Genomic DNA, 12,970 nt, shown 5'->3' on the forward strand with positions numbered 1-12,970 from the left:
CCTTATAGCTGCCAGGAGCCGATATCGGCATTCACACCGTCGCCGTCAGGCTGGCCGTCGGCCCCCAGGGAAAAGATATCGACTTCACCGTTCGCGCCTGGGTTGAGGTAGTTATAGGGGCGGCCCCATGGATCGTTGGGCAAGCGCTCCAGGTAGGAACGCCAGGTGCTGTTCTTGGCATCGGCCGGCCGCTCCACCAACACCTTGAGGCCCTGGTTCATGCTGGGGTAGCTGCCGTGGTCCAGGCGATACAGCTTCAACGCCTGCATCAGCCCGCCAATGTCCTGTTTCGCCGCCGTGGCGCGGGCCTGGTCGGGTCGGTCGAGGACCTTGGGCACCACCATCGCCGCAAGGATGCCAAGGATGACCACCACGACCATGATTTCGATCAGGGTGAAACCCCGCTGCCCGCGTGGACCTGGGGTGTTGTGACGGGCGATCTGCATCTCGACGGTCCTTCGCTGGATTCGATTCGAGGCGCAGTGTTGCAAGAAAATATGTCAGTGGTATTGAAATTGCTCAGGAGCTTGCGTCGTCAAACTGTCAAGGAAAACGGCCAGGCTTGAAGGCTGCCTTCACTCGTCGAGTCGACCGATGCAACGCCCTGCCCTGCAAGCCGGTTTCACCCTGATCGAAGTGCTGGTGGCCTTGGCGATCATTGCAGTCGCCATGTCGGCCGCGGTTCGCGTGGCCGCAGTGATGACCCAGAGCAATGGCTTACTGCGGGACAAATCCATCGCCCTGCTGGCGGCCCGCAGCCAACTGGCCCAACTGCGCCTGGAAGGGCATTCAGCGCCGGGGATGAAAGTCTTCGAATGTGATCAGGGGCGATTGCCGTTGCGCTGCGAACAGAACCTGCGCCCTGCGAAAAACGGGCGGATGCTGCGGGTCGAGCTGAGCGTGTCCGACCGCAGCCGCGAGGCGCCGCCCTTGGCTCGGCTGGAAACGTTCCTCAGTCGGGAGAAGTAACCAGATGAACGCGATCCCCCGTGGCGAGGGAGCTTGCTCCCGCTCGGTTGCGCAGTAACCGCAAAATACTGGGGCCGCTACGCGACCCAGCGGGAGCAAGCTCCTTCGCCACAAGAGCACTCACCTGTAAGAGCTCTCAAGGCCGAGTCAACGAGGGCAAGCTCACCGAATCCGGCAACCGCGCAAGCGCCAGCCGGGCTTGTTCGCCACCGCGCTCGATCACTACGGCTTGCGCCTCGATCGACACCAGCCTCACCCCTGGGGCGACCCGCTCGCCGGCCAGGAAGCTGCGTGGCGGTCCGTCGTTGAGGCTCAGGATCGCCACGGCCCCGCGAGCACCGGCCATCACCCCACTGACCTTGATTTCCACCGTCGCCGGCTGGCTGGAGAACCATTGCAACGCCGGGCTATCGGAGCGCTCGGCCATGCGTTGCGGGGCCATGTCCGGGGTGCGTGACTCGGCGGAAGTCAGCAGCAGTGACGACCAGGTCGCCACCCCGGCCAGCGCCGCCAACAACCCCAGCGCCTGTACGATTTGCGCCGCGGACACTCGCTCGATGAACGTCATGGCTTGATCTCCTTTTCGATCCAGTGCCCAGCGTACGCGGCAATTCTCTCCGTTTTATTTCACATCCCTATCATCTTCACCATGCAGGATAGGTACCGATGCAAAGGAGCGCTCCCCATGTGCGGCAAGCAACGCGGCTTCACCCTGATCGAATTGATGGTGGTGCTGGTGATCGTCGGCATCGCCAGCGCCGCTGTGAGCCTGAGCATCAAGCCGGACCCGGCGAAGCTGCTGCGCCAGGATGCCCAACAGCTGGCACAACTGCTGCAACTGGCCCAGACGGAAGCGCGCACCGACGGGCGGCCAATCACCTGGCGCGGGGACGCCAAGGGGTTCGGCTTCAGCCGTCGTCTGGACCAAGGGCCGGGGCTGGACCGTTTCAAGGAAGACCCACAGTTGCGCCCGCGGCGGTGGCAGAGCCCGTCCATGGAGATTCGTGTGGAGCCCAAGCAGCGCGTCGTGCTCGATGCCGAATGGATCGGCGCCCCTGTACTCATTCGCCTGTCGGACGGCCAGAACAGCTTCAGCGTGCAACGCAGCCCCACCGGCCGGGTGCAGGTGCAATGAGCGGTCGGGAGACGGGCTTCACCTTGCTTGAAGTCATGGTGGCAATCCTGCTGATGGCGGTGGTTAGTCTGATCGCCTGGCGTGGGCTGGACAGCGTCACGCGGGCCGACAGCCATTTGCAGGCCAGCACCGAGCAGACCGAAGCATTGCTGCGGGTGTTGAACCAACTGGAGCGCGACGTCGCCCTGCGCGCCAGCATCGAGTTGAGCGAACCGGTAAAGCCCGGCGCCGACGACGCCCCCTCGACGGCCCCGCCCGCCGTCACCGTGCGCAGCACCGACGGCCAGGGTTTTCGCCTGGACGTGATCCGCGAGGCCGCCGATCTGGAGGGCGGGCTGCAACGGGTGCGCTGGTGGCTCAAGGGCGACACGCTTTACCGCGCCCAGGGCCAGTCCCGCAGCCGCTACCCTTTGCCGGCGCCGGGCGCGGGGGTTGCAGTGCTCAGTGAAGTCAGCGATGCGGGGCTGCGGTTCTGGAACAAGGAAAAAGGCTGGCGCAAACTCAGCGGCAACCTGCAGGAAAACCCGGCGGGAATCGAGATCAGCCTGACCCGGCAGACGTCCCAGGGGGCTGAACGCTATCGCCAGGTGCTGGGCCCCTTGGACTAAACCACTTAGCTCAGCACCACCACTCCACCCGGCAACTCGGTGCACTTGGCACCGTAGGCATCGCGAATCAGCAGCGCCACGCCAGCTAGCTGATCGAGGCGAAAACGGGCCTGGACCTTGCGCAGGCCCAGTTCGCGATTGAGCAGCAACAATATTCCGGGCCGGTAGCGGTTGATCTCATCGATGACGCTAGCCAGGGTCGCATCGTTGAACACCAGTACCTGTTCACGCCAGGCAATGGCAGCCGACACATCGGCGGTTTCCGGGCTGCCGATATGACGGGTGTCGTAAGTCAATTGCATGCCTGGCTCAAGGCGAAAGTGTTGGCCTTGCACCTGGACCTGTACCACGCCCTCCAGGCAGGTCGTGCAGACGCTCTGGGCGACATAGCGAATATTGAACCGGGCATGGGCGGCGCTGATCCAGCCGGCGCCGGCCTGGACGCTGATCGGCGCGGTGCTGCTGCCCGACACTTCAACCTCGCCGGCGAGCAACTCCAGCCCTTGCCTCCCCTCGGCCAATGGGCGGCGACTGAGACGAGTCTGAGTATTGAGCTCAAGGCTCACGCCGGCGCCCAGTTCGACCCGGCGCTGCTCGCCCACTTCGGTGACGTAATCCGCACCAAGCCCGGAAAAGCCACCCGGCACCGTGGCGCGGATCAACAGGAATCCCGCCGACGCGGCGATCGCGCCGCCCAGCAAGGCCCGCCGACCAAAATGCCGAGGGGCATGCACCGCCTCTGCGGCCGGTTGCAAGCCATGCCACAGCGCCTTGGCCTGCTCGAATGCCCGCGCATGCTCGGGGCTTTGCCCACACCATTGGCGCAGGGCGCGGGCGTCGGCGACGGTAGCGCGTCCCGAGGTCAGCAGGATCAGCCAGTCCCGGGCCTCGCTGGCCAATCGGGTCTCGGGCGTGTCGTCAGGGGAAGCGATGCTGAAGATATTCAAGCGCACACACACTCACCAAAGGGTCGGGTCTCTACTCTCAAGACGGTTTTCCCGCGCCGGGACCGAACCGCTGAATGACTTTTCTTTCCAGGCGTAGGGCGCAATGCCCCAGCGCTGCCTTGATTTCCTTCTCCACCATGCGTGTGGAAATGCCAAAGCGCTGGGAAATTTCCAGGTGGGGGGCTTCTTCCAGGCGCGCCGCGATGAAAATCCTGCGGCGCCGCGCCGGCAGCTCGTACAAGGCCTTTAGCAGCGTCTGCAGTTCTTTCTGCCCGCCCACCACCCGGGCCGGGTCCAGTGCTTCGTCCGAGACCTGCAGCAACTCCTCGATCTCGCTGCCGGTGAGCAGGCGGGCATCGGATTGCCGACGGTCGGCGGCGATGTTCAGGGCCATGCGATAGAGATAGGCATTGGGCTGGGCGATGTCCGGCGTGTCGACCATGCGATCGACTCTCAGGTAGGTTTCATGTAACACATCGTTGGCGAGTTCCTCGGATCCCAGGCGCCTGCGCAAGCGCACCTTGAAATCCTCATAGGAGGTGAGGAACAGCTTGACCATCGGGCTACGGCCAGTGTCTTTCATCGCCCGAGCACCTCTTCCCCTGCTGTGCATTCCATGCTTTTTCCTGATGAGTCGGGTAACAAAAGCAGGGTCACCGGCTGGCGTAGCGAACTGGGCACCGGGCGGTCGATCCTGAGGTTTTGCAAACTGTTGACCAGGGCCTTGTCGCGCAGTATATCGCCCGTGGAACTGACCAGCCGGCTGTGTTGCACCACGCCGTCGCGGCCGATCCACACTTGCAGCACCGCGCGAAAACTGCCCGGCCAGGTCAGCGGCGAATGACACAGGTTGCGCTGGATGACCGCCTGAATCGATGCCGCATAGTTGCTGTCGCTCAAACCAGGGGCGGTGCCGGGCGGCAGTGGCACCTCGCGGACCCGCACCGGTTGCAAGGTGAATGCATCTGCACGGGCATAGTGCGCCGCCAGCCCGGTGCCGCTGAGCAGCACATTCAACCCTTGGGCGGGCGTGAACAGCCCCTGAACGCCTAACGTATGGCGCCGGCTCGACAATGGGTGATCCACCAGCACCGCCATGCCAGTCGCACGGCTGAATTGCTCAAGGGCCGTAGTCAGCTCTTGGGGAGCGATGTCCAATTCCACCAACCCGGCGGCCTGCACCGGCTCGGCCAGCAAACACCACGCAACCATCAGCCATCCCAGGGGCGCCCTGGCCAATCCACGCCTGCGTCCGCCCCCGGTTATGCCCTGTTGCACGACTGATGTATCCGTTGAAAACCGTCATCCTGATGGGAATTTATGAATGTCGTATGACAACCGATACAAATCCCGCGGACCGCTCTAGACTGACAATAACGAACCATCCCCCTTGGCAGACCAAGAGGTTAGTGATGAAACACTGGATGAGCATGACAGTCGGCATGGGGCTTCTGATAGCCTTGCCTTGGGCCCAGGGTGGAGACGCCCCAGCCTGTATCGAAGTGACCGTCGGCGGCTACAAAACCCCAGACTACAATTGCCTGAGCCGACAGATGGGCAACAACCCCCATGCCGAGGCTGCTGCGCAACACACGCAGGAAGGGTTGAATGTACCGATCAACAAACGCGCGCCGAACAACATCGGCCTGGCGACCCCGGCGGCCACTGGTGTGCGCATGGGCAGCACCTTCGGCACATCGGTCAAGCCCCAGCGGCCGCCTGCGCCAGTGGTGAATTCGCCACTACCCAAGTAAGAGCTTTTGTTCGTACAAATGGACGCACTCTCGAGCGTGCTCTCCATGCTGCGAGTCAAAAGCATCTTGCCATCCCGCTTCGAGGGCGCTGTTACTTGGGCGTTCAGCTTGGCGACGTACTCACAACCTCCACACCCTCTAGCGATTTAATCGTGATACACCTACGCCGCTAACTTTACCCGCCGATAACGATGTGAATCAGATTGGAGCTGACGATGCCCCACCGCACGCCCAAACTTCTCATCGCAGCGGCTACTGCCACATTGGTCATGTCCGTCACGGCTGCAGTGGGTCCGTTTACGCTGTTTTGGACAAACGAGACGCGTAACGAACGCAACCTGGTAGAAAAGCAGCTGGACAGCATTCGCACGGTGCAGGGCTTGCTCGTGGATGCGGAGACAGGCGAGCGCGGGTATGCGTTAACAGGGATAGAGACATTTCTGCGGCCTTATTACGTCGCCACATCGCAGCTTCCGGGCGCGATCAAGACCCTTCGTGAAAACTATCGAAACGATCCGTCCGATGAAATTACTCAGGTGGAGAATTTCATAGAGAGTTCCGCACTAAAGCTGGACCACCTGGACAGGGTCATAAAGCTGCGTAGCACCCAAGGCGCGGAAGCGGCGGCGACCGAAGTCGCTACGGGTAACGGCAAACATCTCATGGACCAGGTCCGCAGCATGGGGGGCGAGCTGATTCAAGCAGAAGTTGAAGAAGTGGCTGTTCTGGACAACCAGCTTAACGCCAGCCTGCGTTGGGCCGTCGCCGTTTCCATCGCAAGCTTCCTGCTCACGCTTTTGCTGGGCCGTTTCATCTACGTGTCCATGCGTCAGACGATAAAGCGCCAAGCCGAATCTACGGCCAGCGCGCTCTCTTCAAGCACCCAACTCAGCAAAAGCCTAAAAAACCTTGAGCGGCGCAATACAGAAATAGGCTTGCTTGCGGAAATGGCTCGCCTGCTGCAGACCGAGATGAGCCAAGAGGAAACGCTTCAGCTGGTAAGCACTTACTGCCAGCAGTTACTGGAGGGCAGTAGCGGAACGCTGTACCTGTACCGCAACTCGGCTGATGCCCTGCAACCAGCCGCAAGCTGGGGCCAAGTCGAGGCTCAACTGGACGTCCTCATGGGCCCCAAAGACTGTTGGGCGATACGTCGAGGCCATTCCCACATGGTTGAACATCGTCATGAGCTTCGATGCGCCCATTACTCAACTAAATCAGAGTTTGACGATGGCGACCTTCACTGGTGCCTGCCGCTGATAGCCTACGGAGAAACACTGGGGCTTTTGCATATCCAGCATGCTGGCGGAAGCGGCGATAAGGAAGTCAGCCGCCAGTTTGCGGAAGCTGCCGCGGAGCAAACCGCGCTAGCGCTCGCGAACGGCAGGATGCGCCAGGTCCTGCAAGTCCAGTCGATTAAAGACCCGCTGACGGGCCTGTATAACCGTCGTTTCATGGAGGAGACCCTCAAGCGCGAGCTCTCCAAAGCCACACGAGACGCAGTCGACCTGAGCGTCATTATGCTCGACCTGGATAACTTCAAAAAACTGAACGACATCCATGGTCATTCTGCAGGTGACGCGGTGCTGCGAAGCACTGCGTCATTGATTATGAAGTCAATCAGAGCCACCGATGTCGCCTGCCGGTTTGGTGGAGAAGAGCTGATCATCATATTGCCGGATTGCTCCATTGAAGACGCTCTCCTGCGAGCCGAATCCATCCGGGATTCGCTGGAAAGCATGAGCCCTGCGGATGGAATACAGACGTTCAGCGTTACCGCATCCTTTGGCGTGGCCTCGACGACGCGTAGCGGGACCGATCAAGCCATACTGATCCGGGCGGCGGACGCAGCACTGTATAAGGCCAAGCGCGGGGGGAAGAACCGCGTAGCCTCGTAGTCGGTAATAGGGAGATGAGAACGTGGTTGGCGGCTCGCCTGGCATTCAATTGCACGCCGGTTGGGAAATTCCTGGGCCTTGAGGTTAATGGGGCAAGAATCTCCTTCGCGGAAAACGTCTTTTACGCGTTCGAGGACGGCAGGATCCGCGAGGTCTGGTCGGTCATCGACAAGGAAGCGATCGAAGCTCAGCTCCGATCAGAGTAGCGGATGCCTCAGGGCTGCAAGTTATCAAGGAACTACGTATGCAGGATTGTTGCATGCCTCATGCCAACGCTTTAGTGCGTCAGAGCCGTCAGAAGCTAATGCAGACAGTGATGCAGATACTAGCAATGTAGTTGCCAGGGCCAGTGTTAATTTTTTCATTGTTTCTCACCTTCGTTAGTTGAACTCCCGCGTCCAGAGCGCCAGGACATAAGCTCGCCAAAGTTGCAGGCAGAACACCAAGGCCACCAAGCCAAGCCCCAGGGTGGCGACAGGCTTGGGCTATCCTGTGATCGTTAAAGATTGAGGTCCCGAACATGGAATGTCAGGTTCGCCCCGCAACAGGCGAAGATACAGCTGCGATTAGCCGTGTCGTGATCGCCGCTCTGCGTGAGTCAAATTCACTGGATTACTCACCTGACGTTATCGCTCAGGTTGAGCGGAGCTTTGCTCCTGAAGCCGTCAGCGCATTGCTCGATAAGCGCAAGATTTTCGTAGCTTGGCTAGGCGAAAATATTACCGGCACTGCAAGCCTCGATGGTGATGTAGTCAGAAGCGTTTTCGTTGATCCTGCGTACCAAGGTGGCGGTATCGGTCGGCAGTTGATGGATGTCATTCATGCTACTGCTGCCAGCGCTGGTGTTGGAGCCTTACGGGTGCCCTCGTCGATTACTGCGGAGAAGTTTTACGCTGCGTTGGGTTATCAGAAAGTCCGCGACGAGTTTCATGGAGCTGAGCGCACCATCGTTATGGAAAAACAGCTTGAGGGATAGTCCAGGCCATTCCACCCATGTAGGCGGCAGTAGTTCAGTGACTTTACTCGCCCGCTGCATCGGTAGACCCGTCAACACGTCCTTTAGATAAGCGTACGGATGCAGTTCAGCCGGACATGCCCCGCGCCGATCACTGCACGGGTTCACTGCTTCGACGTATCTGTCTGCTGGCCCCTGGTGGCTGGCCATTGATGCGCTTGAATGCACGGCTGAACGCCGCTTGTGAGGTATAGCCCAAGCGTTGTGCGACGGCGTCGATCGACAGGTTGTCCTGCGTCAGCCATTGGCTGGCGATCCGCATCCGCAACTCGGTGGCGTATCGCAATGGAGGCACGCCGATGGTGGCTTGGAATCGCTGTGCGAACACCGAGCGTGATACGTGAGATTCAGCTGCCAGCTCCGCCACCGTCCACTCGCGTCCGGGTTGGCGATGCAGGGCAAGGATAGAACGTGCCAGGCGGGGATCTCGCAGCGCTGCCATGAGGCCTTGCGCGCTTTCAGAACCACCCTCGACCCAACCACGTACGAATAAGGATGCGGCAACTTCCGCAAGCCGAGCCATGATCCCGGCATACCCGATGCGTCCGGCGCAGATCTCACGCTTGATAGAATCGAGGATCGATTCCAACCCTGGATAACGTTGACCGCCGGTGTCCGCCACCATGACATTCGGCATCAACTTGCCTAACGCCCGCATGCCCCCAAGATCGAACTCCATGCAACCATAGAACAGGATCGCACTGGGCGTGGAAAGTGTGCTCGGGCAGGTGTTCACGCCACTGACGGCCTCGCCTAAAGGGGCTGCATCAAGTTGGTCGATATTCTGAACCGTGGCATCCAGCGCTGATAGCAGTTCGTGCCCATGGCCTTGCGGCACCAATACCGCGTCACCTGCCGATAGGTGATGTATCGCGCCATCGCCTGTCCGCAGGATGGCCGTGCCCACTGCAAGATAATGAAAGTAGGCATGCGCCGATTTGTGTTCAAAACCCAAGCCAAAGCTCGGCCCCGTTTGAACGCGGCGGTACTGAACACCGCGCAGCCGCATACCTGTCAGCAGTTCGCTAATCAATTCAGACGACAGCGCAAATTGTCCTGATTCAGTCATGTTAGGCGTTTCGATCAAAACACTAGGACTTTGCATCATAGATCATCCTGAAGCTCAACTCTAGACTGGGGGTCACGATCACTTCCCAAGGATTCTTGAGATGAGTAGCAATGTGCTTGATGCTGCACCTGGCAGCGTTGCTGGGGTAGAGCCGGCAACCTCGGCTTGGACAGCGGTTTTCTCTCTGGCCATGGGTGTCTTTGGCCTACTGACGGCTGAATACCTTCCGGCGAGTTTGCTAACACCGATGGCCTCGGACTTGAGTGTGTCCGAAGCGATGGCCGGCCAGGCCGTGACCGTCACCGCCGTGGTTGCGTTGTTTGCTGGACTCTTGGTGCCAGGTCTTACCCGCAAGCTTGACCGCCGTACCGTCTTGTTAGGTTTTTCCGCGCTAATGATTGCATCCAACCTGCTCGTTGCCATGTCGTCGAATCTGACGGTCCTGTTGCTGATGCGAGTGCTGCTTGGCATTGCTTTGGGTGGGTTCTGGAGCATGGCGGCTGCCGTGGCCATGCGGCTGGTACCGACGAAATTTGTGCCGCGCGCGCTGTCCATCATCTTCAGCGGCATCGCCGTGGGAACAGTGGTCTCCGTTCCGCTGGGCAGCTACTTGGGCGGCCTCTTCGGCTGGCGCAGTGCCTTTTATGCGGCAGCAGCGGTCGGCGTGCTGACGTTGATCTTCCAGTGGTTCACCCTACCCAACATGGCGCCTCAGAAAATGGCACGCACAGCATCCGTGCTGGAATTGCTCCGCCGTCCTGGCATTGCCATCGGCATGCTCGGATGCGTGCTCGCACACACAGGTCAATACGCGCTTTTCACCTACATCCGCCCCGCACTTGAAAGCGTCGTGCGCATCGACACCGATGGCCTGGCTTTAATGCTATTGGGCTTCGGCGTCGCCAATTTCGTCGGCACACTCGTGGCGGGTTGGCTGATGGAGCGTAGCTTGCGCCTGACATTGATCCTTATGCCTACCTTGGTCGCCGTGGCCGCGTTTGCCATGATCTCGCTTCCTCTCCAGGCGCCGGGACTGGCACTTGCCGTTGCGCTATGGGGCCTGGCTTTCGGCGGAGTGCCGGTTGCCTGGTCAAATTGGGTGGCTCGCGCGGTTCCGGATCAAGCCGAAACCGCAGGCGGGATGGTCGTCGCCGCGGTGCAGTCGTCAATCGCCGCGGGGGCGGCACTCGGTGGGTTGGTCTTCGGCTTTGGCGGTGTAGAGGGCGTCTTCATCATCGCAGGCGCAGTGATGCTGCTGGCGGCTCTGGTGATTGCTCTTCGTGTTCGGGTGGAATTGCCGAAGCAGGGGTGACGTGATCAGTCAGAGCGAGCGCTCAGCTCATTGCACTTCTACCCAACTCATCCGGGCGCAACGTCAGCACCGAAACACCCGATGAAGTCACCGCAACAGTGTGCTCGAATTGTGCGGAAAGCGCTCCGTCCTGGGTCACGACCGTCCAACCATCAGCCTCAGTCCTGACATGACTCGAGCCCATATTGAGCATGGGCTCGATGGTGAACACCATTCCCTCGCGCAGCATCAGGCCAGTGCCCGGCTTGCCGAAATGCAGCACCTGAGGTTCCTCATGCACCTCCTGGCCGATTCCATGGCCGCAATATTCGCGCACCACCGAGTAACCATTTCGCTTGGCGTGGCGTTCGATGGCCGCCCCAACGTCGCCCAGCCGCGCGCCTGGCCGTACCGCGCGGATACCCCGCCACATCGCATCGTACGTAACCTCGACCAGCCGCCGGGCAGCGGCGCTGACCTCACCGATAAGGTAGGTCTTGCTGGAGTCGGCGATATAGCCATTTTTTTCCAGGGTGATGTCGAGGTTGACGATATCGCCATCACGCAGAATTCTGGAAGGCGATGGCACACCGTGACAAACCACCTCGTTCACCGAGCAATTGAGTACGAACCCATAGCCATACTGACCTTTGCTCGCCGGACGGGCCTTGAGGTTCTCGACGATAAACCGCTCCACCATGGTATCGACCTGGAGCGTCGACATCCCCTCGAGCGTGGTTTTATCCAGCCGTTCGAACACCGACGCCAGGAGCCGGCCGGACTCCGCTAGCAGGGCCACCTGCCCCGGATTCTTGATCATGCTCAACTCATCACCAGTGGTTGGGCACGCACACCCGCGCTGTCAAGTTCACGGCGCATGACCTCGTTGAAGGTCAGCTCAGGGTTCAACTCGCACAACAGGCCGACCTTGATCCAGAAAGCGGCCTGCGCGTTGATGGAACGGCAAGACACCTTGGTAGCCCGGCGCAGTTGGTCATGCAGTTCGTCGTCGATGTTCACGATGCCCATGGGTCTAGCTCCATACGTTTCATATATTAAAAGCATATGCTTCGTATTGATAAAAACCAAGTGTAACGGTTAAACGGAGCGGCAAACGAGGGACAGTAGCGGTTTCAGGTGCGTCCACGGGCGAACGATAAACACAAAAACACATTCAAAAACAAACAGTTAACTTAGATGCAGATTTATTTTTCAAAATTATATTGCGCACAAACATTTAAGACGGTAAATTTATTTCAGCTTCTTAGCGCGCAAACATTTAACGCGCACTAAACGTCAATACGCGTTTGTACGTCACCGTCTAACGCCACCGAACCCGGCAACCGCCCTTTTCTTCTCTTACAGGTAGTTACTCATGAAAACGATTCTTTCTGGCTTGGCCTTCGCCACCGCTTTCGCAGCCGCTGGTTTTGCAAATGCTGCTGACGTCAAACCCACTGTGGTTTTGGTGCATGGCGCTTTTGCCGACTCGTCGAGCTGGAACGGCGTGGTCAAGATTCTGGAAAAGGACGGCTATCCGGTCATCGCGGCAGCTAACCCACTGCGTGGCGTCAGCAGTGACGCACAATCCGTGGCAAGCATCGTCAAAAGCATCAAGACACCGGTGGTTCTGGTCGGCCACTCCTACGGCGGTGCGGTGATCAGCGAGGCGGCGTACGGCAACCAGAACGTGAAGGGCCTGGTGTATGTGGCGGCCTTCACCCCGGAGGCTGGCGAGACCGCGGCAGAACTGTCTGGACGATTCCCGGGGGGCACCCTGGCCTCCGCCTTGTCGGCCCCGGTTGAGTTGGCCGACGGCGGCAAGGATCTCTACATCCTGCAGGATAAATTCCACGACCAGTTCGCAGCTGATGTCCCTGAGGCTGAAGCTCGCCTGATGGCGGCGGGTCAACGTCCCATCACCGTCGCCGCGCTGAATGAAGCCGCCACCGATCCCGCCTGGAAAACCATTCCGTCCTGGTTCGTGTACGGCGACAAGGATAAGAACATTCCCCCTCAGGCCATGGCGTTCATGGCAGAGCGGGCGCACTCCAAGCAGACCGTCGTGGTTAAAGGCGCCTCCCATGTGGTGATGGTTTCCAACCCGAAGGTGGTGGCTAACCTGATCGAGAAAGCCGCGCAATAAATGCCGTTGGCATCACGGGGCCCGCGTATGCGGGCCTTTTTGCCGTTGTTTCTGCCACATTGGATTCTGCGCCAGCTTGGCCGCAAACAACGCCCAGTCCCAGTGCTTTGGCACGCTCGATAGCCATGCGACCTGTAT

At 59.9% G+C, this 12,970-nt stretch carries 16 protein-coding genes and 2 pseudogenes; 9 read left to right on the plus strand and 9 right to left on the minus strand.

From position 1 onward, the window contains the following. Positions 1 to 2: 2 nt before the first annotated feature. The gene (gspG, locus tag QNH97_RS17860) at positions 3 to 446 is read right to left on the minus strand and encodes a type II secretion system major pseudopilin GspG (protein ID WP_283553197.1); all 444 of its coding nucleotides are present in this window, start codon (positions 444 to 446) and stop codon (positions 3 to 5) included. 148 nt (positions 447 to 594) lie between these two features. Here gspG and gspI point away from each other — a divergent pair, with 148 nt between their 5' ends. Further along, positions 595 to 969 (plus strand): type II secretion system minor pseudopilin GspI, encoded by a 375-nt coding sequence (gene gspI, locus QNH97_RS17865; RefSeq protein WP_283553198.1) that lies wholly within the window; start codon positions 595 to 597, stop codon positions 967 to 969. Positions 970 to 1,105: 136 nt separating this feature from the next. On the opposite strand, the gene QNH97_RS17870 is transcribed toward gspI, so the two are convergent. Next, the gene (locus QNH97_RS17870) at positions 1,106 to 1,537 is read right to left on the minus strand and encodes a type II secretion system protein N (RefSeq protein WP_283553199.1); all 432 of its coding nucleotides are present in this window, start codon (positions 1,535 to 1,537) and stop codon (positions 1,106 to 1,108) included. A gap of 117 nt (positions 1,538 to 1,654) precedes the next feature. On the opposite strand from QNH97_RS17870, the gene gspH reads away from it, so the two are divergent. Then, positions 1,655 to 2,104: a type II secretion system minor pseudopilin GspH gene (gene gspH / locus QNH97_RS17875; protein WP_283553200.1), complete on the plus strand. Its 450-nt coding sequence runs from the start codon at positions 1,655 to 1,657 to the stop codon at positions 2,102 to 2,104. After that, entirely contained in the window at positions 2,101 to 2,712 is a 612-nt protein-coding gene (locus QNH97_RS17880; protein ID WP_283553201.1) for a PulJ/GspJ family protein, read from the plus strand. Before gspH ends, QNH97_RS17880 begins: the two co-directional genes overlap by 4 nt. A 5-nt stretch (positions 2,713 to 2,717) precedes the next feature. On the opposite strand, the gene QNH97_RS17885 is transcribed toward QNH97_RS17880, so the two are convergent. The 3 genes from QNH97_RS17885 to QNH97_RS17895 are packed head-to-tail and all read right to left on the minus strand — an operon-like array spanning position 2,718 to position 4,871. Beyond that, positions 2,718 to 3,659, minus strand: a complete 942-nt coding sequence (locus QNH97_RS17885) for a FecR family protein (RefSeq protein WP_283557507.1) — start codon at positions 3,657 to 3,659, stop codon at positions 2,718 to 2,720. A gap of 37 nt (positions 3,660 to 3,696) precedes the next feature. Further along, complete coding sequence (locus tag QNH97_RS17890) at positions 3,697 to 4,242, minus strand: sigma-70 family RNA polymerase sigma factor (protein WP_283553202.1); 546 nt, start codon at positions 4,240 to 4,242, stop codon at positions 3,697 to 3,699. After that, a complete protein-coding gene (locus tag QNH97_RS17895) occupies positions 4,239 to 4,871 on the minus strand; it encodes a TonB C-terminal domain-containing protein (protein ID WP_283553203.1) in 633 nt (210 codons plus the stop codon). Before QNH97_RS17895 ends, QNH97_RS17890 begins: the two co-directional genes overlap by 4 nt. A 200-nt stretch (positions 4,872 to 5,071) precedes the next feature. On the opposite strand from QNH97_RS17895, the gene QNH97_RS17900 reads away from it, so the two are divergent. The 4 genes and pseudogenes from QNH97_RS17900 (at position 5,072) to QNH97_RS17915 (ending at position 8,287) form a co-directional block, all read left to right on the plus strand. Next, complete coding sequence (locus QNH97_RS17900) at positions 5,072 to 5,413, plus strand: hypothetical protein (RefSeq protein ID WP_502944391.1); 342 nt, start codon at positions 5,072 to 5,074, stop codon at positions 5,411 to 5,413. Positions 5,414 to 5,628: 215 nt separating this feature from the next. Continuing rightward, positions 5,629 to 7,311 (plus strand): diguanylate cyclase, encoded by a 1,683-nt coding sequence (locus tag QNH97_RS17905; protein WP_283553204.1) that lies wholly within the window; start codon positions 5,629 to 5,631, stop codon positions 7,309 to 7,311. 26 nt (positions 7,312 to 7,337) lie between these two features. Then, a pseudogene (locus tag QNH97_RS17910) lies at positions 7,338 to 7,517 on the plus strand (ester cyclase); the annotation flags it as partial. 314 nt (positions 7,518 to 7,831) lie between these two features. Next, complete coding sequence (locus tag QNH97_RS17915; RefSeq protein WP_283553205.1) at positions 7,832 to 8,287, plus strand: GNAT family N-acetyltransferase; 456 nt, start codon at positions 7,832 to 7,834, stop codon at positions 8,285 to 8,287. A 15-nt stretch (positions 8,288 to 8,302) separates the two neighbouring features. On the opposite strand, the pseudogene QNH97_RS29575 reads toward QNH97_RS17915, so the two are convergent. Both QNH97_RS29575 and QNH97_RS17920 read right to left on the minus strand, forming a co-directional pair. After that, positions 8,303 to 8,386: pseudogene (locus QNH97_RS29575) on the minus strand (transposase domain-containing protein); the annotation flags it as partial. Between the two features lie 31 nt (positions 8,387 to 8,417). Next, positions 8,418 to 9,434 carry an AraC family transcriptional regulator gene (locus tag QNH97_RS17920; protein WP_283553206.1) on the minus strand — a complete coding sequence of 339 codons (1,017 nt, stop codon included), beginning with the start codon at positions 9,432 to 9,434 and terminating at the stop codon, positions 8,418 to 8,420. Between the two features lie 61 nt (positions 9,435 to 9,495). Between QNH97_RS17920 and QNH97_RS17925 the strand changes: the two genes are divergently transcribed. After that, positions 9,496 to 10,707, plus strand: coding sequence for an MFS transporter (locus QNH97_RS17925; RefSeq protein WP_283553207.1), 1,212 nt, complete (start codon positions 9,496 to 9,498; stop codon positions 10,705 to 10,707). 22 nt (positions 10,708 to 10,729) lie between these two features. Here the strand turns inward: QNH97_RS17925 and map are convergent, their stop codons facing one another. Further along, on the minus strand, positions 10,730 to 11,506 hold the full coding sequence (gene map / locus QNH97_RS17930; RefSeq protein ID WP_283553208.1) for a type I methionyl aminopeptidase: 777 nt from the start codon (positions 11,504 to 11,506) through the stop codon (positions 10,730 to 10,732). A 2-nt stretch (positions 11,507 to 11,508) separates the two neighbouring features. Then, positions 11,509 to 11,715: a ParD-like family protein gene (locus tag QNH97_RS17935; RefSeq protein WP_283553209.1), complete on the minus strand. Its 207-nt coding sequence runs from the start codon at positions 11,713 to 11,715 to the stop codon at positions 11,509 to 11,511. Positions 11,716 to 12,061: 346 nt separating this feature from the next. Between QNH97_RS17935 and QNH97_RS17940 the strand changes: the two genes are divergently transcribed. Further along, positions 12,062 to 12,832, plus strand: coding sequence for an alpha/beta fold hydrolase (locus tag QNH97_RS17940; RefSeq protein WP_283553210.1), 771 nt, complete (start codon positions 12,062 to 12,064; stop codon positions 12,830 to 12,832). Positions 12,833 to 12,970: the final 138 nt, after the last annotated feature.

This window comes from Pseudomonas sp. G2-4, from assembly GCF_030064125.1.
GTDB lineage: Bacteria > Pseudomonadota > Gammaproteobacteria > Pseudomonadales > Pseudomonadaceae > Aquipseudomonas.